The 24186-nt window shown below is 43.8% G+C and carries 18 protein-coding genes; 11 read left to right on the top strand and 7 right to left on the bottom strand.

The annotated features are described in order from the left end of the window. Positions 1-48: 48 nt before the first annotated feature. Positions 49-1047, top strand: a complete 999-nt coding sequence (gene cysK / locus AC6CHI_RS09790) for a cysteine synthase A (protein ID WP_458892051.1) — start codon at positions 49-51, stop codon at positions 1045-1047. Between the two features lie 64 nt (positions 1048-1111). Here the strand turns inward: cysK and AC6CHI_RS09795 are convergent, their stop codons facing one another. From AC6CHI_RS09795 to AC6CHI_RS09815, 5 genes are all read right to left on the bottom strand, one after another. Beyond that, positions 1112-2014 (bottom strand): hydroxymethylglutaryl-CoA lyase, encoded by a 903-nt coding sequence (locus tag AC6CHI_RS09795; RefSeq protein ID WP_498121016.1) that lies wholly within the window; start codon positions 2012-2014, stop codon positions 1112-1114. After that, positions 2011-3999, bottom strand: a complete 1989-nt coding sequence (locus AC6CHI_RS09800; RefSeq protein ID WP_498121017.1) for an acetyl/propionyl/methylcrotonyl-CoA carboxylase subunit alpha — start codon at positions 3997-3999, stop codon at positions 2011-2013. Before AC6CHI_RS09800 ends, AC6CHI_RS09795 begins: the two co-directional genes overlap by 4 nt. Positions 4000-4018: 19 nt before the next feature. Then, the gene (locus AC6CHI_RS09805; protein ID WP_498121018.1) at positions 4019-4813 is read right to left on the bottom strand and encodes an enoyl-CoA hydratase/isomerase family protein; all 795 of its coding nucleotides are present in this window, start codon (positions 4811-4813) and stop codon (positions 4019-4021) included. A gap of 10 nt (positions 4814-4823) precedes the next feature. Continuing rightward, on the bottom strand, positions 4824-6425 hold the full coding sequence (locus AC6CHI_RS09810) for a carboxyl transferase domain-containing protein (protein WP_498121237.1): 1602 nt from the start codon (positions 6423-6425) through the stop codon (positions 4824-4826). A 141-nt stretch (positions 6426-6566) separates the two neighbouring features. Beyond that, positions 6567-7763 (bottom strand): isovaleryl-CoA dehydrogenase, encoded by a 1197-nt coding sequence (locus tag AC6CHI_RS09815; RefSeq protein WP_458892057.1) that lies wholly within the window; start codon positions 7761-7763, stop codon positions 6567-6569. 143 nt (positions 7764-7906) lie between these two features. Here AC6CHI_RS09815 and AC6CHI_RS09820 point away from each other — a divergent pair, with 143 nt between their 5' ends. From AC6CHI_RS09820 to AC6CHI_RS09840, 5 genes are all read left to right on the top strand, one after another. Next, positions 7907-8533 (top strand): TetR/AcrR family transcriptional regulator, encoded by a 627-nt coding sequence (locus AC6CHI_RS09820; protein ID WP_458892058.1) that lies wholly within the window; start codon positions 7907-7909, stop codon positions 8531-8533. Between the two features lie 107 nt (positions 8534-8640). Then, positions 8641-10332: an AMP-binding protein gene (locus tag AC6CHI_RS09825; RefSeq protein ID WP_498121020.1), complete on the top strand. Its 1692-nt coding sequence runs from the start codon at positions 8641-8643 to the stop codon at positions 10330-10332. A gap of 98 nt (positions 10333-10430) precedes the next feature. Further along, complete coding sequence (gene bioB / locus AC6CHI_RS09830) at positions 10431-11423, top strand: biotin synthase BioB (protein WP_498121021.1); 993 nt, start codon at positions 10431-10433, stop codon at positions 11421-11423. Positions 11424-11502: 79 nt separating this feature from the next. Further along, the gene (locus AC6CHI_RS09835; RefSeq protein ID WP_498121023.1) at positions 11503-12180 is read left to right on the top strand and encodes a class I SAM-dependent methyltransferase; all 678 of its coding nucleotides are present in this window, start codon (positions 11503-11505) and stop codon (positions 12178-12180) included. A gap of 54 nt (positions 12181-12234) precedes the next feature. Further along, positions 12235-13032 (top strand): thioesterase family protein, encoded by a 798-nt coding sequence (locus AC6CHI_RS09840; protein ID WP_498121024.1) that lies wholly within the window; start codon positions 12235-12237, stop codon positions 13030-13032. Positions 13033-13046: 14 nt separating this feature from the next. Here the strand turns inward: AC6CHI_RS09840 and AC6CHI_RS09845 are convergent, their stop codons facing one another. Together AC6CHI_RS09845 and AC6CHI_RS09850 are read right to left on the bottom strand one after the other, a co-directional pair. Further along, complete coding sequence (locus AC6CHI_RS09845; protein WP_498121025.1) at positions 13047-14036, bottom strand: ABC transporter substrate-binding protein; 990 nt, start codon at positions 14034-14036, stop codon at positions 13047-13049. 3 nt (positions 14037-14039) lie between these two features. After that, the gene (locus AC6CHI_RS09850) at positions 14040-14627 is read right to left on the bottom strand and encodes an ANTAR domain-containing response regulator (RefSeq protein WP_458892068.1); all 588 of its coding nucleotides are present in this window, start codon (positions 14625-14627) and stop codon (positions 14040-14042) included. Between the two features lie 465 nt (positions 14628-15092). Here AC6CHI_RS09850 and AC6CHI_RS09855 point away from each other — a divergent pair, with 465 nt between their 5' ends. The 5 genes from AC6CHI_RS09855 to mobA are packed head-to-tail and all read left to right on the top strand — an operon-like array spanning position 15093 to position 24085. Then, positions 15093-16433, top strand: coding sequence for an MFS transporter (locus AC6CHI_RS09855; protein ID WP_498121026.1), 1341 nt, complete (start codon positions 15093-15095; stop codon positions 16431-16433). Positions 16434-16457: 24 nt separating this feature from the next. After that, the gene (gene nirB, locus AC6CHI_RS09860; protein WP_498121027.1) at positions 16458-19004 is read left to right on the top strand and encodes a nitrite reductase large subunit NirB; all 2547 of its coding nucleotides are present in this window, start codon (positions 16458-16460) and stop codon (positions 19002-19004) included. Between the two features lie 14 nt (positions 19005-19018). Beyond that, positions 19019-20638, top strand: a complete 1620-nt coding sequence (gene nirD, locus AC6CHI_RS09865; RefSeq protein WP_498121028.1) for a nitrite reductase small subunit NirD — start codon at positions 19019-19021, stop codon at positions 20636-20638. 58 nt (positions 20639-20696) lie between these two features. After that, the gene (locus tag AC6CHI_RS09870; RefSeq protein ID WP_498121029.1) at positions 20697-23477 is read left to right on the top strand and encodes a molybdopterin-dependent oxidoreductase; all 2781 of its coding nucleotides are present in this window, start codon (positions 20697-20699) and stop codon (positions 23475-23477) included. Beyond that, the gene (gene mobA, locus AC6CHI_RS09875; protein ID WP_498121030.1) at positions 23474-24085 is read left to right on the top strand and encodes a molybdenum cofactor guanylyltransferase; all 612 of its coding nucleotides are present in this window, start codon (positions 23474-23476) and stop codon (positions 24083-24085) included. The genes AC6CHI_RS09870 and mobA overlap by 4 nt, the downstream gene beginning before the upstream one ends. The last annotated feature ends 101 nt before the right edge of the window (positions 24086-24186 follow it).

A 24186-nucleotide genomic window follows, 5' to 3' on the forward strand; every position in this document is an offset into this window, starting at 1 on the left:
TTGTATCATGATTCAGTTATAAATAGTGAATAAACTTAGGGATATAACATGAGTACTGATTCAGCCTTTCCAACACCGAATAATTTAGGTATCGCGGTTTATAGTAATAATGCCGAAGCAATCGGTAATACGCCCTTGGTACGTATTAATCGTGTCATTTCTGGTGGCGCAAATGTCTTTGCAAAAGTTGAAAGCCGTAATCCTGCATTTTCAGTGAAATGTCGTATTGGTGCTGCACTAATTGCCGACGCTGAAAAGCGTGGTGTGTTAAAGGCGGGTATGCATATTGTAGAGCCAACCAGTGGCAACACGGGGATTGCCTTGGCTTTTGTAGCAGCAGCAAAAGGTTATGATATTACTTTAACCATGCCAGCCAGCATGAGTATTGAACGTCGTAAAGTACTTAAAGCATTAGGCGCAAACTTGGTGCTCACCGAAGCTGCCAAAGGCATGAAAGGTGCGGTTGATGAAGCCGTTCGTTTAGCAACGGAGCAACCTGAGCTTTACTATTTGCCCCAACAATTTGAAAATCCAGCCAATCCACAAATTCATGAAGATACGACAGGGCCTGAAATTTGGGCAGCGACCAATGGTCAGGTCGACATCTTGGTGGCTGGCGTAGGAACGGGTGGTACAATTTCAGGGATTTCACGATTCTTTGAAAAAGTGAAAAATCAGCCGATTTATTCAGTCGCGGTAGAACCGGCCGAATCTCCAATTATTAGTCAAACCAAACGTGGCGAAGCAATCACACCTGCACCACACAAGATTCAAGGGATTGGGGCAAACTTTATTCCAAAGAACTTAGATTTGGACTTGGTGGACGAAGTCATTTCAATTGCTAGCCAAGATGCAATCGATTGGGCGCGTAAAACTGCGACACAAGAAGGTATTTTAGTGGGGATTTCTTGTGGTGCAGCCATGGCCGCAGCCGCGCAGTTGGCAGCACGTCCTGAAAATGCAGGTAAAAACATTGTGGTGATTTTGCCAGATAGCGGTGAACGCTATTTATCTTCTGTACTTTTTGAAGATATCTCTGCAGATTAAACAAGAGTGGTTTGTAAAAGTACTTCAGCCGCTCATTGAGCGGCTGATTAATGTGTACCGTTGATTAGGCACAACGCGTTTGTAAATAAGCATTGGCATAATTTGAAGGATTTTGGCGGTCTAATCGTATGCTAATATTCTGGCTAGCCAGCATGAGTGCCTCAACATTAATGCCTGTTTCAAAGCCCATACCATTCAGTAAATATAATAAATCCTCAGTACTGACATTTCCTGAAGCACCTTTGGCATAAGGACAACCACCCAGACCAGCAATTGAAGAATCAAAAACACGAATGCCTTGTTCTAGCGACTGGTAAATATTGGCGATGGCCATACCATAGGTATTGTGGAAATGTCCTGCCATAAATTGGGCATCCAATTCGCTTAAACAGGCTTCCCAAACCTTTTTGACTCGATTCGGTGTTGCTGTGCCAATGGTTTCTCCCAAAGATACTTCATAACAGCCCATATCAAACAAACGGGTCACAACTTGACTGACTTGCTTCGGATCAATTGCACCTTCATAGGGGCAGTCGACTATACAAGACACATAACCTCGGACCTTAATATCATGTGCCTTGGCAGCCGTTAGTATGTCGGCAAATTTTTCAAAGCTTTCATCAATGGAACAGTTAATGTTCTTTTGTGTGAAGCTTTCAGAAGCTGCGGTAAATACCGCAACCTCTTTACAGCCTACAGCCAGTGCAGATTCAAAGCCTTTCATGTTTGGGGTGAGCAAACTGAACTGAATATCTGTGTCTTTCGGCAATTGTGCATAGAGTTCATCACTATATGCCATTTGCGGCACCCACTTTGGCGAAACACACGAACCCACTTCAATGGCTTTGAGTCCTGTTTGCACCAAGTCCAGAATCAGCTGTTTACGGTCTTGCAGTGAAAGTGGTGTTTTCTCATTTTGAAGACCATCCCGCGGACCGACTTCTACGATTTTCACAAATTCCGTCATGCGACTTCCTCCGCTAGTGCTTGAAATTCCACCAGCTCATCACCCGCTTTGACTTGGTCACCCGCTTGGAAGTAGGCAGAAGTAATCACGCCATCACGCGGTGCTCGAATTGCATATTCAATTTTCATGGCTTCTAAAGTGAGCAGGATGTCATCCTTTTTCACTTGGGCATTGGCTTCGACCAAAACTTGGGTAATTACACCCGGCATAGGTGCTTTTAAGTTACCTTCGTTGTGCTGGGTATCACTATTGCCATAATTGGCACGGACATAGGCAAATTTGTAGGTTTGACCTTCTTTAAATACGGTCAAGTGGTCTGCATCTGCACTAAATGCCAATTTGACTTGTTGACCATTTAAATTGAGTTGGGCTAAATGTGCATCGAGTAATTGCCCTTGAATTGGATATTCCTGACCTTGATAGTGAGCAATAAAACCGTTATCAATTGCAGAAAAGCGAACCTCAATAGTTTCTTGATTGAGCTGTAATTTCACACTGTATTGGGTCTTCACATTGACACGCCAAAGCGGTGAGGAAGACCAGACTGAATGTGATTTTTGCTGTTGGTGAAAGCGTTTTAATAGCTCGATCAATGCCGCAGATACAATAGTTTCTGCTGAAGCGGGTTCAGCATTCATTAAGAAGGCATCTTCGCGTTGAATCAGGTTGGTATCTAACTTGGCATGTTTAAATGAGTCACAACGAATGATTCGATCTAGGAATGCAATGTTATTGCCCAAGCCTTCTACATGGAATTGCCCCAAAGCGCGGTGCATTTGCACCAATGCAGCTTCACGGTTTTCCCCCCATACGATTAACTTGGCAATCATCGGGTCATAGAAGGTGGTAATTTCATCACCTTCTACAATACCGCTATCCACACGAACATGCTGATTCTGTTCAGGATAATGTAAATAACTGATCTGACCAATTGCAGGGAGGAAGCCTTTTTCAGGTTCTTCTGCATAGACACGTGCTTCTATGGCATGACCGCAAATCTCTAACTCATGTTGTTGCTTAGGTAAAGGCTCGCCATAAGCCACGCGCAATTGCCATTCAACCAAATCTTGTCCGGTAATCATTTCCGTTACAGGATGTTCAACTTGTAGGCGTGTATTCATTTCCATGAAATACGCGGTGCCATCTTGTTCAACAATAAATTCCACTGTGCCCGCACCAACATAGTTTACTGCTCGTGCAGCATCAATCGCGGCTTGGCGCATGGCCTCGAGTTTATGTTGTGGCATGAGGGGTGCTGGTGCTTCTTCCAACACTTTTTGGTGGCGACGTTGCACCGAACAATCACGTTCAAACAAGTGAACGTAGTTGCCATGCTTATCCCCAAAGACCTGAACTTCAATATGACGCGGTTGCACGACATAGCGTTCAATCAAAACGTCATCATTGGCAAAGCTCGACTTTGCTTCACTTTTACAAGAAGCTAGGGCACTCAGGAAATCAGATTCACGCTCTACTAGACGCATGCCTTTACCACCACCACCAGCGCTGGCTTTAATTAAGACGGGATAGCCAATCTGATCGGCCTGTTCTTTCAAGAAAGCAGCATCTTGATTGGTGCCATGATAACCTGGAGTGAGTGGTACACCCGCTTTTTCCATTAATGCTTTGGAGGTGGCTTTTAAGCCCATCGCTAAAATTGCGGCAACAGGTGGACCAATAAAGGTAATATTGTTTTTTTCGCAGGCTTCGGCAAATTGGTCATTTTCAGATAAAAAACCATAACCTGGATGAATTGCCTGAGCACCTGTTGCAAGTGCCGCCTGAATAATGCGCTCAATCTGTAAATAGCTTTGAGCGGCAGGGGATTCACCAATATAAATGGCTTCATCGGCCTGTTTAACATGCTGAGATTGTGCATCGGCATCTGAATAGACCGCAACTGTGGCAATACCTAACTTTTTCGCGGTACGAATGACACGGCAGGCAATTTCACCACGGTTTGCAATTAGAATTTTTTCAAACATTGTTCTGTCCTTATTATCGTTATGCCGTTGCCTTAATCCAAGCGGGGCTATGTTTATTTAAAAAAGCATTCAGTCCATTTTTTGCTTCTTCGCCTTGACGTACATGGGCAATATGTTGAGCTGTTTTTAACAACAGACTTTCATCCACACTTTGTTGATTGACCATCTGAATCAGTTGTTTGGATGCTGCTTGAGCTTCAGGCCCACCCAATAATAATGCTTGTACAATTTCATCGACTTTGGCATCCAGCAATTCAGGTGGGGTGACTTCATGCGCTAAACCAATCTGGAGCGCTTGCTCGGCACTGATGCGTTCAGCGGTAAGGAAGTAACGCGAAGCCTGACGTGCGCCAATGGCACGAATCACATAAGGACTAATGGTGGATGGGGCTAAACCTAAGCGAACTTCTGAAGTCGCAAACTTCGCATCCGTACTGGCTACACAAATATCACAAGCAGAAGCGAGACCCATGCCACCACCGAAGGCAATACCTTGCACACGCGCAATGGTCGGTTGCTTTAAGGTGGCAAGGCTTTGCAGCATTTTCGCCAGTTTTAAAGCATCCGCTTCGTTGTCTGCTTGTGAGGCTTGTCCAGCTTGTTTCATCCAGTTTAAATCTGCACCCGCCGAGAAGCTTTTGCCACGACCCGCTAAAATCACCACACGAATATCCTCACGCCCATTCAGCTGTTGAAAGCAGTCATGCAACTCTTCAATCACTGTTGTGTTGAAGGCATTGTGCAGTTCGGCACGGTTAATCCACACCGTTGCCACTTGCTGCTGTTGTTCCAGTTGTAAAAATTGATAGTCCATTTTTCACCTCTTACATGCGGAACACGCCATATTTGGTCGGTTGAATTGGAGCATTCAATGCCGCCGCCAAACTTAAACCCAATACTTGACGTGATTGAGCAGGGTCAATCACACCGTCATCCCATAAACGTGCAGAGGCATAGTATGGATGACCTTGGCGTTCGTATTGATCGCGAATCGGTTGTTTAAACTGATCTTCTGCATCGGCAGACCAAGATTCGCCTTTTTGTTCAATTTGATCACGTTTGATGGTTGAAAGGACGCTGGCTGCTTGTTCGCCGCCCATCACGGAAATACGTGAATTTGGCCAAGTCCACAAGAAGCGTGGGGAATAGGCACGACCGCACATGCCGTAGTTGCCTGCTCCAAATGAACCACCAATAATTAAGGTCAGTTTAGGTACGTTAGCTGTGGCAACTGCCATCACCAGTTTGGCACCATGTTTGGCAATTCCTTCATTTTCGTACTGACGTCCGACCATAAAGCCAGTGATGTTTTGCAAAAACAATAATGGAATATTGCGTTGCACACAAAGCTCAATAAAGTGTGCGCCTTTTTGTGCTGATTCGGAAAATAAAATACCGTTATTGGCAATAATCCCAACCGGCATGCCATAAATTTTGGCAAAGCCTGTAATTAAAGTGGTACCAAAGCGAGCTTTAAATTCATCTAAACGTGAGCCATCGACAATACGGGCAATAATTTCACGCACATCAAATGGCTTACGCGTATCACTTGGCACAATGCCATACAACTCTTCGGCTGGGAAAAGTGGCGCTTCAATTTCATCCGCAGTTTTTTGAGGTTTGATATTCAAGTTAGCCACGATGTTGCGTGCAATTTGAATGGCATGCTCATCGTTTTCTGCCAAATGGTCAGCAACCCCAGACAGGCGAGTATGCACATCACCACCACCAAGGTCTTCACTGCTGACCACTTCACCTGTGGCTGCTTTGACCAATGGGGGACCACCCAAGAAAATGGTGCCTTGGTTACGCACAATAATGGTTTCATCCGACATGGCAGGCACATAAGCCCCGCCTGCGGTACAGCTACCCATTACGACTGCAATTTGAGCAATCCCTAAGCTCGACATACGAGCCTGATTATAGAAAATACGCCCGAAGTGATCACGGTCTGGGAATACTTCGTCTTGCATGGGTAAATAGGCACCGCCTGAGTCGACCAAGTAAATGCAAGGCAAGTGATTTTGCTCGGCAATTTCTTGCGCACGTAAGTGTTTTTTCACCGTGAGAGGGTAATACGTTCCACCTTTTACCGTTGCATCATTGGCAACGATCATGCAGGTGACACCATTGACCTGACCAATCCCAGCAACCACACCCGCCGCAGGGACATCATCGGCATAGACGTTATGGGCAGCCAATTGGCCAATTTCCAAGAAAGCTGTACCAGCATCAATCAGCTGATCAATACGGTCACGTGCCAACAGTTTGCCACGGGCAATATGTTTTTGGCGTGCGCTTTCACCACCACCCAGCGCAATTTTCTGGCTGACTTGTTGTAAATCTTGAACCAAATTCAGCATCGTGGCCTGATTGTTCTTGAACTCATCACTTCGGCTGTTAATCTTCGTTTTAAGCTGATTCAAGTCTGAGCCTTGGCTTGCAAAAGTCATGTTCTGATTGGTCTGTTTTGGCATTTGCACCAGATTAAACTCATCCTGACCGCTATGCATTTTGGTTTGTAATTGATTCATAGAAACTTCCTTGTATAAATTGGGCCAGAGGGATTAAGCAGTTTCGTTAAATAATTCACGACCGATTAACATCCGGCGGATTTCTGAAGTTCCTGCGCCAATTTCATAAAGTTTCGCATCACGCCATAAACGTCCTGCAGAAAATTCATTGATATAACCATTTCCACCTAAGGCTTGAATAGTTTCACCAGCCATCCAAGTGGCTTTTTCAGCTGCATAAAGAATGGCACTGGCTGCATCTTTGCGTAAGCTACGGCTATGCTCAGCTTTGTCACATTCAGCACCTACGGCATAAACCAGTGCTTTACAAGCCAACCAAGTTGAGTACATATCAGCAATTTTGCCTTGCATGAGCTGGAACTCACCCAATGCTTGCCCAAACTGTTTACGATCGTGGATATACGGAATCACGGTATCCATGCAGGCATCCATAATGCCAAGCGGACCAGCACTCAGTACCGCACGTTCATAATCCAGACCGCTCATCAATACCTTCACGCCATTACCGACACCGCCGAGTACATTTTCTTTCGGTACTTTCACATTGTCGAAAAATAGCGGGTAAGTATTTGAGCCGCGCATACCTAACTTGTCTAAATGGTTACCGTGGCTAAAACCTGGCATATCTTTTTCAATCAGGAATGCCGTCATGCCTTTCGCACCCGCTTGTAAATCAGTTTTGGCATACACCACCAAAACATCGGCATCACCACCATTGGTGATCCACATTTTTGAACCATTTAAAATGTAATGATCACCTTGTTCTTCTGCTTTCAGCTTCATGCTGACTACATCGGAGCCCGCATTCGGTTCTGACATGGCTAAAGCACCAACATAATCACCCGAAATGAGTTTTGGTAAATAACGTTGTTTTTGTTCTTCGTTACCATTTCGCTTAATTTGGTTGATACATAGGTTAGAATGTGCCCCGTAAGACAATCCTATAGCGGCAGATGCACGTGAGATTTCTTGCATAACAATAATATGCGCTAAATAACCGAGGTTAGAACCACCGTATTCTTCACTGACTGTTAGACCATGTAAGCCCATATCACCCATTTTCTTCCACAGGTGAGCAGGGAATACATTGTCACGATCTACTTGCTGAGCAATCGGTGCAATTTCTTTTGCACAAAAAGCTGCAACTGAATCACGTAGTGCGAGCAGAGTTTCATCTAAACCGAAACTTAAGGTTTGCAGATTAAGTTGTAATGGAACGTGTGCGTTCATGCTGTTCATCCTGAGGTTATATTTGTTGTCCAATAAGCATTGTTGTTGTGCTTGTAGTTTTACAATACATCTATTTTTTAAAAAAGTGAACTAAAATTCACAAAATGATTTACAATTCATTTTATCTGGATGAGAATAAGATTATGAGCTATAAAAGATCGACTTTGATGCAAGAACGAATGGAACAAAATCGACAATCGATTTTGCAATCTGCGCGTGAACTTATTGCTCAAGGGGGATTTAAGGATGCGCAAATTCAAGCGATTGCGGAGCGTGCAGGCGTTTCTAGTGGCTTAGTTTACCGCTATTTTGACAATAAAAGTGAAGTCTTAATTGAGGTGTTGTCTGAAGCGATTCAACATGAGATTCATATTTTGAATACCATTGCGAGCAGCGAAGGCATGACGGCACAGCAGAAGCTCCACAAGGCTGTCACCACGTTTGTGAAGCGGGCATTAAATAGTCCTCAACTGTCGTATTCGCTGATGTTCGAACCTGTAGATCCAATTATTGAACATGAGCGTTTTCGCAGTAAACAATTGATTAAACAAAGCATTAACGAGATTCTTGCCGAAGGGAAAGTCAATGGCGAGTTCGGATTTGAAGACTTAAATACTGTGGCGTTATGCATTGTCGGAAGTATGACTTTCGTAGTTATTGAGCCTTTAAATCCATCACGTAATGTGATGTTTGATCAAAAATACAAAGACTACTTTGTGAAACAGGTCGCTGATTTTTGTGTACAAGCTGTGCAAATTACAGGAGCGTAATTAAATAGTCTTATATGCAAAGCAAGCAATCACGTACACAGTAGTCAACGTTGTAAAACTAAAAGAGTAAAAATCAGAATTACAAAGAATCAAGGAGAGTGATTCAAATGACACAGGTACGGTTAAGCTACGCGTATGGAACCAGCAGTCAGCCTTTACTGGGCATGACCATTGGTGAAAAATTTGATCAGGCATGTGAACAATATGCAGATCAGGATGCAGTGGTCAGTGTGCACCAAAATGTACGCTTAAGCTATAAAGAGCTACAAGCTCAGGTGAATGCACTGGCTTGTAGCTTACTCAAACTAGGATTTAAAAAAGGCGATCGTCTTGCCATTTGGTCACCCAATTGTGTGGAATGGACCATTACCCAGTTTGCTGCCTTTAAAGCTGGCATTATTTTGGTCAACCTGAATACTGCGTATAAAAGTAATGAACTTGAGTACGTGTTAAATAAGGTGTCTTGTAAAGGTTTAGTGATTGCTTCACAATTTAAAACCACCAATTATCAAGAGCTTTTAACCAAAATTGCCCCAGAAATTCTGGAAACTGAGAATAAATTTTTAAATTCTTTGCGTTTACCGCATTTAAAACACGTCATTAAAATTGATCCAGTAGAACAGACCGGCATTCATCGTTTCGATGATCTTTTGCTTGAGCCGACCAAAAAACAGCTAGAAACCTTAAGTACAATTGCCAGTGAACTCCAGTTTGATGAAACCATCAATATTCAATTTACTTCGGGCACTACGGGTAATCCGAAAGGCACCATGCTCACACACAATAACATTTTAAATAACGGTTATTTTGTCGGAGAAGCGATTCATTTAAGCCCGAAAGATCGGGTATGTATTTCAGTGCCATTATTCCACTGCTTTGGTATGGTGATGGGCAATTTGGCGTGTATTACGCATGGTTCAACCATGGTCTATCCATCGGCCGTGTTTAATCCTTTAGATACGCTTAAAGCCATTCAACAAGAAAAATGTACCGCAGCGTATGGGGTGCCAACCATGTTCATTGCCATTTTAGAGCATGAACAGTTCGATGAATTTGATTTAAGCAGTTTACGAACTGGCATTATGGCGGGCAGTCCATGTCCACGTGAAATTATGCAACGTGTAATGGAACGTATGCATATGACAGAAATTACCATTTGTTATGGCATGACTGAAACGGCTCCTGTGAGTGCGCAAAGCTCAACCACAGACTCGGTAGAGCAGCGTGTCGGTACAGTTGGTCGCGTGCATCCGCATTTAGAAATCAAGATTGTCGATGAAGCGGGTAAGGTCGTCCCACGTGGCAAGCTGGGTGAGCTCTGTGTCCGTGGTTATTCGGTGATGCTGGGCTATTGGGAAGATGGTGAGAAAACCCAAGAAGTGATTGATAACGCACGTTGGATGCATACGGGCGATATCGCAGAAATGGACGATGAAGGCTTTGTGAAAATTAAGGGTCGCATCAAAGATGTGGTGATTCGTGGTGGTGAAAACCTGTTCCCGAAAGAAATCGAAGATTTCTTATATACCCATCCAGATGTTAGTGATGTGCAGGTGATTGGTCTACCAGATGCCCGTTATGGTGAAGAATTGTGTGCCTGCATTATTCTGCATGAACATCATGAAACGACAGAAGAAAGTATTCGTCGTTACTGTGCCGAGCATATTTCACATAACAAAGTGCCGCGCTATGTGCGTTTCTTTACCGAGTTTCCAATGACAGCTTCGGGCAAAGCGCAAAAATTCAAATTGCAAGAATTTATGCGTAAGGAACTGAATTTATTGGAAGATATCGCATAATTCCACATGATAATTGAGTTTTCCCTTTATTCTCCGACTGAGAATAAAGGGAAAGTGAAAATGGTCTGAACTAATCAAACAATAAAAAGGAAATCATGATGCAACTTCGTCACGATTGGACTCGCGCAGAAATACAAGACCTGTATCAGCAACCATTTTTAGATTTGGTTTTTCAGGCACAACAGATTCATCGTCAAAATTTCAGTGCTAACCAGATTCAGGTCAGCACCTTACTCTCGATTAAAACGGGAAAATGCCCAGAAGATTGCAAATATTGTTCACAATCGGCTCGCTATGATTCAAAGTTGGAAGCGGAAAAACGCATTGCAGTTGAAAAAGTGATTGCAGAAGCAAAACTCGCCAAAACTTCGGGTTCTTCGCGTTTTTGCATGGGGGCTGCTTGGCGTAATCCGCATGAACGTGACATGCCTTATGTATTAGAGATGGTGCGCGAAGTCAAAGCCTTAGGTCTAGAAACCTGTATGACACTCGGGATGCTTAATCCTTCTCAGGCACAACGCTTACAGCAAGCTGGCTTGGATTATTACAACCATAACTTAGACACCTCACGTGAACATTATCCAAATATTATCAGTACGCGCAGTTTTGATGATCGCCTAGGTACCTTGCAGCATGTTCGTGATGCAGGTTTAAAAGTGTGTAGTGGTGGTATTGTCGGTTTGGGGGAGCAACGTGCAGATCGTATCGGTTTAATCTTTGAATTGGCCACCTTGCCGATTCATCCTGAATCGGTTCCGGTCAACATGTTGGTGCCGATTGAAGGCACACCGTTGGCAGAGGTCGAAAAACTTGATGTAACTGAATGGATTCGCACGATTGCTGTTGCACGCATTGTGATGCCGAAAAGCTATATTCGACTTTCTGCTGGGCGAGAGTCTTTATCAGACAGTGATCAAGCACTGGCATTTATGGCCGGGGCAAATTCAATTTTCTCTGGTGAAAAACTTTTGACCACCACAAATGTGGCACAGGGTAAAGATCAGCAATTATTTCAAAAATTAGGTTTAACGGTAGAACAGCCTAAACCGAGTATTTCCGAACTAACGGTCGATGCGATGGCAGTGGCTTAATGAAACAATAGAGTCGCATACAACACAGCAAATTTTAAAACTGCATGAATGTATGCCAAACAATAATAAAGGGTTCAGCATGGGCAAAGACTTTAACAGCCAACAGGTGGTGGATGGATATGATGAGCATATTCGCAAGCTCATTCCTGGATATGAATTAACGCATCAGCAGGTTGATGCCATTTTATCGCATCACTATGGTGAGCAAGCTCAGGTGCAAATTTTAGTGGTGGGCTGCGGTACGGGTTATGAACTGCAATATTTAGCACAAAAACACTCCAACTGGCAGTTCACTGCGATTGATCCATCACATGTGATGCTGTGTAAAGCTAAGCAGCGCCTAGAAAAACATGGTGTTCTTCACCGTGTTCGTTTTATCCATGGTGATACCAAAAGTCTCGCAAATGAACCGATGTTTGATGCTGTTCTAAGTATATTGGTGGCACATTTTATTCCGCTAGAATCGAAACAAAGCTTTTTTAAAGATATTTTTTCGGGCTTAAAACCCAACGGCATGTTGCTGACTTATGACTTAATGAAAGAAAGCGAAGCTCATGAAGTGTTGGTATTAAAACAATTTTGTGAAAATAATGGCTTGAGTGCAGGGCAAAGTGAAAAAATGGTCGAGCGCTTACAACACGATTTCTTTTTGGTATCACCCAAAATGGGGCAGCAATTACTTTCTAATGTCGGGTTTAAGAAGGTGAAAACCTACAGTCAACTGATGAATTATTATGGTTTTTGCGCCGTGAAATAAACACTTTTGTGGAGCAATTTTAGACCACAGTCGAGCAATTACAGGGACAGAATTATGCCAGCATATTATCGTTTAATTCAGCGTGAACAGCATGCTGATGGTAGCGTTACAGCACATTATACCGCCAATATTCATGCGCAAGGCGCCTGGAATCCACATGAGCAACATATGGCACCCGCAACAGGCGTGTTATGTGCAGAACTGGAACAGTTTTTACCTCGGGATCAAATGCGGATTGGACGAATCAGTTTAGATATTTTTGGTTTGATTGCATTTGGTGATTTTACGATTACTACGCGATTGATTCGTGCAGGAAAAACCATAGAGCTGATTGAAAGTGAAATGCAGGCACAGGGGAAAACCTGTATTGTGGCACGCGCATGGAAAATGCTGACCCAAGATAGCAGCAGTATTGCCGGACTTGAAGATCAAAAGGTACAACATCCAGAACAATTACCGATCTGGGATGGTATGCAATGTTGGCCAGGCGGCTATATTCAAAGTATTGAAGCCCGTGCCGAACCGACACGACGTGCAGGTAAGGGCTTGGTTTGGTTGACTAATCATTGTGACATGGTCGAAGGCAGCACAACCAGTGACTTTGTTAAACTGATGGGCATGGTCGATACGGCCAATGGTGTGGTGCCTCGTCAAGATCCGCAGTCTGGTTGGGCATTTCCGAATTTGGATTTACAGATTCATTTGTATCGACTGCCGCAAGGTGAGTGGTTAGGACTGCAAGTTGAACAGCAATATGGAGCTGATGGTGTGGGACTCACCAGTGCGGTATTGCATGATACGCATGGACCGTTTGGGCGCAGTGAACAAATCCTTACCTTAAGAAAACTTTAACTTCATCGAACATATTAAAGCTGAATGATGCATTGCTGGCTTAAGTTTTTAAGTTCAGCATCATGCACTTGTAGTTTGCTCCATTTTTGCATTTGCTGCATGAGCCATGCAAAGTCTTCAACTTTAGGACAGGCACTCTCTTCAATAAAATTACGAATGATGTTCTGAATTTTATAAAATTTTTGCACATGCACCGTGTCGGAACATTCAAACTGAATCACATCATAAGCCTGTAACAATTCCCAAATTTGACTAAAATTCTGCATGGTCTTAATTTCATTTTGGGCTTTGCTAATGGCTTGCGTCATGGCTTGTAGGGTATTGGGATGAGTACTCGCCCAATCCGCTGTCACAGCCAGCACCTTATCGGCTATGGCGGGAATGACATCTTGGCTAGAGGCTACAATCTGACTAATCCCTAAAATTTCGCCTTGAGTATTCCACGGTTCACCCACACAAAAGCCATCAATTGCATGATTGTTCAATGCTTCGACCATATAAGGTGGAGGCAAAATTCGTAATTTTAGCGCATGGGCGACTTCAGCATTAGCCAGTGCCAGCCATTCCCGAATACAAAAATGATGAATCGAATTGGCAAATACATGCGCAAGTTGAATATCTTTCCCTTGTTGTATTGCATCCACCACTTTCTGTGCGACATCCGCCGGTGACTGCTCTGGTTGTATATTCAACTCAAAACACAGTTTCTGGCTTAAGCTAATATAAGCGCGGTTGACGCTCAGCACCAACGGGGTTTGGAACGGAATGCCAATATGATCCGTACCAATTAACGCTGCGGGTAAAATCCCTGAAAGGCAGTGCGCGGCATCTAAAAGCCCAAAAGCCAAACGGTCACGTAAACTGGCCCAAGAGGCTTCTTTAACCAGTGTAACCTCTAAGCCTTGTTCCTCAAAATAGCCACGATGTTTTGCCCAGAGCAAAGCAATACAATCTAAAAGTGGAATATAGCCAAGTTGGATTTGAGTTTTTTCTAATGCAGACATGGCTTAATCCTTCAATTTGGTTTGCAGTAATTCTTGAGCATCAAGTAAACGTCGTGCCATTTCACCCATCGTGATGCGGTGACTCATTGCATTTTTACGTAACAGCTGAAAGGCTTGATCTTCGGTCAGCTGATGCAGTTGCATCAGCAGTACTTTTGCTTTTTCGACATCTTTACGATCTGCCAGTTTGCTTTTGGTTTCCTTTAAATCAGCCAGTAATTTTTTATGTTTTTTATACTGTTCAATCGAAATTTCTAAAATACTGTCCAGTTTGGCAGGGTCTATGCCATCAACAATATAAGCGGTAATGCCTGCATCAATCGCACTTTTAATCATCTCTTTTTGGCTATTTTGAGTGAAAAGCACGGTAGGTAGGTCGAATTGGCTGACGCAGCTTTCAATAATGTCGCGATGAGGATGATCCATATCTAATAAAATGACATCTGCATGTAAATGTTCAAGTTTGAACATATTCAGGTGATCGATGGTTAAGCAGGCAACCACATCAAACCCATGACTAATCAGGGAGTCTTGAATGTAGTGCGCACGATCTTGATCATCATCAATCAAGGCAATTCTAAGCTTTGACATATGTAAGCTATCGCTAATTTCATGAGTCTAAATCGACTCGATTTATATTTGAATATTTTGTAAGCAAAAAGTAGACCAACTAATTTGAATCACGATTGCATATACAAAAAATAACGATGAACTAGGTTGGGCGCGCAATCTTGCACTATTTAAAGGCAAGTTGAGCCATTTAGTGGCATTCGATAATAAAAAATGCATTTTGCACCAAAGTAGCGGAGAGCATCTTTCTTTCGCGAACGTAATTAAACGATGATCGATCGCGCTATAAAAAATATTATTAATATAAATCATATATTTGAAATTAAAATTTGGATATTGGCACACACTTTGCAACATTCAACTTGAGTCAAAGACGACTCTTAAAATTTGCAAGACGGCCAACGACGTCCGTTCTGATCGAACTGTTAAACCGCACAAGCGGGATAACAGAACTTTAAATACGTTCAGTTCAGGAAGGAGAAGGTTATGTCTTCAAATTTATATGAGAAAAAAGCCACAACAATAAGTCTTTTCAACTTTAAGACTTCAGCGATGCGAGCCTTCCACATGAGTTGGCTCGCCTTTTTTGTCTGCTTCTTTGCATGGTTTGCCTGTGCACCCTTAATGCCGGTGATTGCGGGTGAATTTCATCTCACTAAAAATCAAATTGCCAATATCAATATTGCAGCAGTCGCCATCACCATTTTGGTCCGATTGATCGTGGGGCCGCTGTGTGACAAATATGGCCCTCGTAAAACTTATACCACCTTACTGATCTTAGGCAGTATTCCAGTATTTGGCGTGGCTGCATCAAACAGTTATGAATCATTCCTGTTTTTCCGCCTTTTAATTGGTGCGATTGGCGCAAGTTTTGTGATTACCCAATACCATACCAGCATTATGTTTGCTCCCAACGTGGTGGGTACGGCAAATGCCACTACGGCGGGTTGGGGCAATGCGGGCGGTGGTGCTACACAAGCCTTAATGCCGCTGTTGTTAGCTGCAATTGTGATGTTTGGTGTAGAGCAATCTATGGGCTGGCGTATTGCCTTGCTTGTACCAGGCATCATGATGCTGATTGTTGGGGGCTTGTACTGGAAATATACCCAAGATTGTCCTCAAGGCAACTTTAAAGAATTACGTGCTCAAGGCGTGCAAGTTGGTAGTGATAAAAAAGGTGGCTTAAACATTCTACTGCATGCTGCGCGTAACTATCGGGTTTGGATTCTATTTGGCGCATACGCAGCGTGTTTCGGTATTGAAATCTTCATTCACAACATTGTGGCGATGTACTACGTCGAAAATTTTGACTTTGGTTTAAAAGAAGCAGGACTCGCAGCAGGCATCTTCGGTTTATTGGCGCTATTCGCTCGTGCCTTAGGCGGCATTATTTCAGATAAGGTTGCCACTAAAAAAGGGCTGGATGGTCGAACCAAAGTCTTGTTCTGCATGATTTTGATGGAAGGTCTGTTCCTGATTTTATTCTCGCAAATGAGCACAGCCGTGCTGGCCATCTTAAGCATGACGATATTTGCCTTATTCACGCATATGGCGTGTGGTGCAACGTATGCCTTGGTGCCATTTATTGACCGTGATGCCTTAGGTGGAGTTGCAGGCATCATTGGGGCAGGCGGCAATGTCGGTGCAGTTGCGGCAGGTTTCCTCCTCAAAGGTGTTTTGGATATTCAAACCTGCCTCATGGTACTCGGTGGGCTGGTTGTGATTGCCGCCAGTTTCGTCCTCATGATCCGCTTTTCAGTCGAACACAAAGAGAAAGAACAACGTCTATTTGAACAAGCCGTGCTTGATCGCAACAACATGGCATAAGTAAAAAAATTAAGGAGAATAAATATGAAACTACTTATGATTGGTCATGGTATGGTCGGGCACAAATTTATTGAGAGTGTGCTGGAACATGCGGGGGATGACGTTGAAATCACTATCCTTGCCGAAGAACCTCGTCTTGCTTATGACCGAGTACATTTAACCGAATACTTCTCTGGTAAAAGTGCCAAAGATTTATCGCTTGCCCGTGCGGACTTTGCCGATGCCTATGGCATAGATTTACGCCTCAATACCAAAGCCAGCAGTATAGATGTTGAAAATAAATGCGTGACCACCAATCATGGTGAGACCATAAGTTATGACAAACTGGTGCTAGCAACAGGGTCTTATGCCTTTGTACCGCCAATTCCGGGCAATGATCGTAAAAATTGCTTTGTGTACCGCACCATTGAAGACTTAGATGCCATTAAAGCTGCCAGTTTAAATGCCAAAACAGGGGTTGTGATTGGTGGTGGTTTATTGGGGCTGGAAGCTGCCAAAGCACTGCGTGATTTAGAGCTGGAAACCCATGTAGTCGAGTTTGCACCACGTTTGATGGCCGTTCAGGTTGATGACTTGGGCGGTAAGGTATTACGTACGAAAATCGAAAATCTTGGCGTTAAAGTGCATACCCAAAAAGCAACCCAAGCCATTGAGGATGGTGCGTCCGCGGTTCATGTCATGAAATTTGGCGATGGTTCTGAACTTGAAACGGATATCGTGCTGTTTTCAGCAGGCATTCGCCCACGTGATGAACTGGCTCGCGCTAGCGGACTCGCAATTGGTGAACGTGGCGGGATTGTAATCAATGATTACTGCCAAACCAGCCATGAAGATGTTTATGCAATTGGTGAGTGCGCACTTTGGAACAATAAAATTTATGGTTTAGTTGCACCGGGTTATGACATGGCACGGATTGCGGCTAAACACATCATGCAGCAGGAAACCGCGCTGTTTGCAGGTGCAGACATGAGCACCAAACTGAAATTGATGGGTGTCGATGTGGCTTCAGTCGGTGATGCTCATGCCATGACACCCAACTCACTCAGCTATTTTTATGCCGATGAAGCCGCGCTGGTGTATAAAAAAATTGTGGTGAATGCTGAAAAAAACAAATTGCTTGGTGCAGTACTGGTTGGCGATGCCAAAGAATATAATGACTTACTCCAAATGATGCTGAATGGACTGGCCTTACCTGAAGTGCCAGAAAGCCTGATCATGCCGGGCTTTACCGACTCAGGTGCCAAAGCAGGTGGGAGTGGTGTTGATTTACTCCCAGACAGTGCCACCATTTGTTCCTGTAACAACGTTTCCAAAGCCGATATTTGCCAAGCCATTAGTGATGGTTCAACCTCGTTAGGTGCATTGAAGAAATGTACCAAAGCAGCGACGGCTTGCGGTGGCTGTACACCATTGGTGACACAAGTATTAAAAGCCGAATTACAACGTCAAGGGGTAACGGTCAATAATCACATTTGCGAACACTTCCCGTACTCACGCCAAGAGTTGTATCACTTGGTACGCGTGAATGAAATTAAGAGTTTTGATGATCTGATCCATCAACATGGACATGGTCTGGGCTGCGATATCTGTAAACCTGCGGCAGCGAACATTTTGGCATCTTGCTGGAATGACTTTGTACTTGAACCAAAACATGCCGGTTTACAAGACAGTAATGACTACTATTTGGGTAATATTCAAAAAGATGGTTCGTACTCAATTGTACCGCGTATGGCCGGCGGGGAAGTGACGCCAGATGGCCTGATTGCAGTCGGTCAAATTGCCAAAAAATATAATCTCTATACCAAAATTACTGGTGGTCAACGTGTCGATATGTTCGGAGCACAAGTCCACCAGTTGCCACTTATTTGGGAAGAACTGAATGCGGCAGGTTTTGAATCGGGTCATGCTTACGGTAAATCACTGCGTACCGTGAAATCTTGTGTTGGAAGTACGTGGTGCCGTTATGGTGTAGATGATTCAGTCGGTTTAGCCATTTTCCTTGAGAACCGTTACAAAGGACTCCGTTCACCACATAAATTAAAAATGGCCGTGTCGGGCTGTACCCGCGAATGTGCTGAAGCACAAGGGAAAGACGTTGGCGTGATTGCCACTGAAAAAGGCTGGAACTTGTATGTCTGCGGTAATGGCGGCATGAAACCACGCCATGCAGAACTGATTGCATCTGACTTAAATACTGAAACCCTGATTCGTTATATCGACCGGTTCTTCATGTTCTATATTCAAACGGCTGATCGCTTGCAACGTACCAGCGTATGGCGCGACAACATGGAAGGCGGCTTGGATTATCTAAAATCAGTAATTATTGAAGACTCACTGGGTCTTGCCGCTGAACTTGAGCGTCGTATGCAGCACATTATTGGTACTTATCAAGATGAATGGCGTACCGCAGTGGAAAACCCTGAAATCCGTAAACGCTTCCAAACGTATATTAATGCTGAGGCAGACCAGCAAGCTGATCCACATATTCAATTTACGCAAGAGCGTGGACAAATTCGTCCACTTAGTGAGGCGGAGCGTGCCGCAGAGCGTATTCCAATGGTTGAAGCATAATCAGGAGAATTAAGATGACCAGTTTAAACAATAAAAATATGCTTCCAGAACAAGAGTGGATTGATGTTTGCGCATTACAAGACATCACCCCGAATACAGGTGTGGGAGCATTAGTCGGTGGACAATCTGTGGCGCTGTTCCGTGTCGGTACAGAAAAGCGGGTATATGCACTCAGTAATAAAGATCCGTTTAGCCAAGCCAATGTCATGAGCCGTGGCATTATCGGCGACTTGCAAGGGGAGCGCGTGATCGCTTCTCCAATTTATAAACAACACTTTAGCTTGGCAACTGGGCGTTGCTTGGAAGATAAAGATCAAAAACTTTTGGTGTTTCCAACCAAAATTCAAGATGACCGCGTGATGGTCTGTCCAGCTGCACAAAAAACCTATATCACTAACAACGGCGTCAGTTCAGAAAAAATGAAACTGGTGTTGGTGGGGAATGGTTTAGCAGGCATGCGTTGCCTTGAAGACTTATTGGATATGGCACCCGATCGTTATGAAATCACGGTAATTGGTGAAGAACCATGGGGCAACTATAACCGTATTATGCTGTCACCTGTGCTTTCGGGGGATAAAACCATTGACGATATCATGCTGCATTCGCATGCGTGGTATAGCGAAAAAGGCATTCAGTTGATTGCAGACGACCCTGCTATCAAAATTGATCGTCCGCGTAAGCAAGTTCATACCCAAAAAGGCATGGTAGTGAATTACGATCGCTTGATTTTAGCGACAGGTTCAAAACCGTTTATTCCACCGATTGCTGGGATTGACCTGAAAGGTGTGATGAGCTTCCGCGACATTTATGATGTCAATCAGATGCTGGAATATACCCAAAACAAGAAAAATGCTGTGGTGATTGGTGGAGGTTTACTTGGACTAGAAGCCGCCTACGGTTTAAAACGCCGTGGCATGAATGTCACCGTACTGCATTTGATGGATCGTATTATGGATCGCCAACTCGACAGTCGTGCCAGCCACATGCTTCGACATAGCATTGAAGAAAAAGGCATCAAGATTATTACCGAAGCCAATACTGAGGCGTTGTTAGGTGTAGACGGTCATGTCAATCAAATTCGCCTGAAAGATGGAACGCTATTAGATGCAGACTTAGTGGTATTTGCAGTCGGTATTCGCCCAAATATCACCTTGGCGCAAAGTGCAGGTTTAAGAACGAATCGCGGGGTTATGGTGAATGACACCATGCAAACCTATGACCCAAGTATCTATGCCGTCGGTGAATGTATTGAACATCGCAGTCAGACCTTTGGTTTAGTCGAACCCTTATGGGGACAAGCCTTTATCTGTGCATCACATTTGGCAGAGCATGGCAGTTTGACCTTCAAAGCACCTACTGTGCCGACTCAACTGAAAGTCAGTGGTGTGGATGTGTTCTCCGCAGGTAATTTCGAACCGACGGAAGATTTTGAAGACATCATCTTAAATGATGAAAAGCGTCAAATTTATAAACGCATCATTATTCAGCATGACAAAGTGATTGGCGCGGTATTGTTTGGCGATACGGAAGATGGGGCTTGGTATGCAGAATTGATTGCGGATCAGACTCCAATCTCCAATATTCGCAATAAATTGCTTTTTGGTCGGGATTTTGCATTAAAAAAAGTAGGCTAATTTTAGGTACAACAATTTTTGCTGCCATGGGTTCAAACGTAATAAAAGGGAGCAGCGTATGACCAGTATTCCATTTGTGGAACTTCAAAGCTCAACGACACAAGTTTCGGTGAGTACAAACACAACCTGTCCTTATTGTGGCGTGGGTTGTGGTGTGGTTGCACATGTCAAACATACGGCGCAAGGGCAAGTCGTCAGTGTGGAGGGAGATGCTACACATCCCTCCAATTTTGGTAAATTGTGTATTAAAGGCAGTAATTTAGCCGATACCCTTGGACTGGATACACGCTTATTGCAGCCGATGTTAGGTAGAAATACACAGCGTAAAATGACGACATGGGATGCTGCGATCAGTCAGGTTGCACAACAGTTTCAAGCCTGTATTGAGCAATATGGAGCTGAAAGTATTGCCTTCTATGTGTCAGGGCAGTTGCTGACTGAAGACTATTATGTGGTAAATAAGTTTGTAAAAGGCTATTTAGGTACGGCAAATATCGACACCAATTCACGCTTATGCATGTCTTCCGCAGTGGCAGCACATAAACGTGTTTTTGGGGAAGACATAGTCCCTGCGAGTTACCAAGACTTCGAACAGACCGACATGGTGGTTTTGGTCGGCTCGAATACCGCATGGTGCCATCCTGTTTTGTATCAGCGCATTATGCAAGCCAAAGCTGAACGCGATATTTTCGTGGTTGTGGTCGATCCACGGTTTACCAGTACCTGTGAACAGGCAGATTTACATTTGCCGATTTTACCCGGACAGGATATCGCACTGTTTAATGGCTTATTACAATATTTGCAGCAAAACGGTTTTGCCGATCAGGCTTTTATTGAGGCACATACCCAAGGTATTGAAGCTGCCTTACACAGTAGCCTAGTGGAACAAAACCCTGAAGATGTCGCAACACAAACCGGAATTAGCCTCGAAAAACTACTGCAATTTTATGCAAAATTTGCACAAACTGAACGCGTGATGACCCTGTTTTCTATGGGCGTGAATCAATCCTCGCAAGGGGTGAACAAAGCCAATGCCATTACCAATTGCCATTTATATAGTGGGAAAATTGGTAAAACGGGTGCCGCACCGTTCTCAATGACAGGTCAGCCGAATGCCATGGGAGGACGTGAAGTGGGGGGTCTCGCCAATATGCTGGCCGCCCATTTAGATCTTGATAATGTACAGCATCAGCAGTTGGTACAGAATTTCTGGCAAAGTCCTGTTATTGCCAAAGCAGCCGGTTTAAAAGCGGTAGACTTATTTGAGGCGGTTGAAACTGGCAAAATCAAGGCGCTGTGGATTATGGCAACCAATCCCGTCGTCAGTTTACCCAATGCCGATCAAGTCAAACGCGCCTTAGAAAAATGTCCGTTCGTTGTGGTTTCAGATATTTGTGAAAACACGGATACCACTGCTTTTGCCGATGTTTTATTACCGGCATTAGGCTGGGGAGAAAAAGATGGCACCGTCACCAACTCAGAACGTCGCATTTCCAGACAACGTGCATTTTTAGATGCCCCAGGCATTGCCAAGGCAGATTGGTGGACGGTTTCTCAAGTGGCCCAAAAAATGGGCTTTAGTGGGTTTGACTTTCAAAATGTCAGTCAGATATTTACCGAACACGCTCAACTTTCTGCCTGTAAAAATGTCCCTTTAGTACGTCGAGATGAATCAGAGACCTTTCGCTATTTTAATTTGCAAGGCTTAACCGAACTCACAGCGCAAGAATATGATGATTTAAATCCTATTCAGTGGCCCGTTTGGGAGAAACAGCAGTCCGCTGAAACTGTGCGACAAATTTATGCCAATGGGCAATTTAGCCATGCCAATGCAAAAGCTCGATTTATTGCGGTTGAAAATGTCGCACCTGCGCATGCGTGTACCCGTGAGTATCCTTTGATCTTAAATACTGGGCGTATTCGTGATCAATGGCACACCATGAGCCGGACAGGATTATCGGCAAATTTAAGTACCCATCGTGCCGAGCCCTTTTGTGAAATACACGCACAAGATGCTTTGAAATATGGCTTAAAAGAAGGAGATTTGGTTGAGGTTTCATCGGCTTGGGGGCGATGTGTACTTAAAACCACCATTTCACAAGGCATTCGCCGTGGTCAAATCTTTGCACCCATTCATTGGAATGACCAAGTCGCTTCAGATGCACGGATTGGTAAAGTGGTGAATCCCGTGGTGGATGCCATTTCTGGTGAGCCTGAATTTAAACACACGCCAGTGATGCTGCAACCCTTTTACACCCAATGGCAAGGGGTATTTTATGTGCGAAATGAGTTTGCTATGATGGTGAAGGGCTCTATTGAAGCCTGTGTTTGGTGGACCAAAGTCACTACGGCCAAAGCCGTACGCTATGAACTTGCAGATCGTCGTAAATATGAAAATATCACCCAAGATTTAAAAGCCCTGTTGCCGTTTCATGATGAAAGTTTTGAATGGCTCAATCTTGATGATCATAGTGCTCAAATCAGCCATAGCGTCATATTGAAAGATGGGATTTTAATCGCCAGCCTCTACATTGCGCCGCGTGCCTTGCTGCCAGATCGTGACTGGGTTGCGACTTTGTTTAAGCGTGAACGTCTCAGTGCTCTGCACCGAAAGGCTTTGTTGGCAGGGCAGCCTATGTCGATGAACAACAATGAAGGTCCATTGGTCTGTAGTTGTTTTAAAGTCGGCAAGAACAGAATAATGGAAACTATTAAAGAGAAAAACATCACCAACGAAAAACAAGTCACGGCATGTTTAAAAGCAGGCGGCAACTGTGGTTCTTGTCTGCCTGAAATTCGCGGTTTAATTAAAGCCTGTCAAACGGAGGGTGTGGAATGAGCAAAAGCTATCCTGTCACTGATCTGGTCATTCTTGCGGGAGGACAAGCACGACGCATGAATGGGATGAATAAACTTTTACAAACCTTTGATGACCAGATGCAACTTTTAAAAATTCAACAAACTTTAAAAAATCAGGTCAATACCGTCTGGGTGAATAGTCATCGGGACTATTCACTGTATCGTAAACTTGTGCCGAGTATTCACTATTATCAAGATGAGCAAGCGGGATTTTTAGGTCCATTGATGGGAATGAAAAGTGCGTGGGCGCATGTTCAGGCCGATTATGTATTATTTGTACCTTGCGATGTGACGTATATTCCAAAACGTGTGATTGAAAAACTGCATGCCGCACTGGAAAAAAACATACATGCTGAAGTGGCTTATGTGGCAATCAATGGTCGGGCACTGTATCCCTTCTGTCTGCTTAAACGTAGTGCATTGACGCAACTAAATCATCATATTGAACTAAAACAGTTCAGCTTAAGACAGTGCTTTGCAGAATTGCACTCGCAAGTGGCGCACTTTAATAACAAAAACTTATTTTTTCACAGTATTAATTCACTGGATGAATTACAACAACACCAGCAATTAAAACTCCTCATTTAAATGTTCTTCAAGCACAAAGTTGGAACACTTATTGCTAAGTATTTTATAGCTATAAGCACAATCGCAGTGCAATAAATGCAACAGCACAGTGATGGTGCGGT

Source organism: Acinetobacter sp. GQ146 (assembly GCF_059758585.1).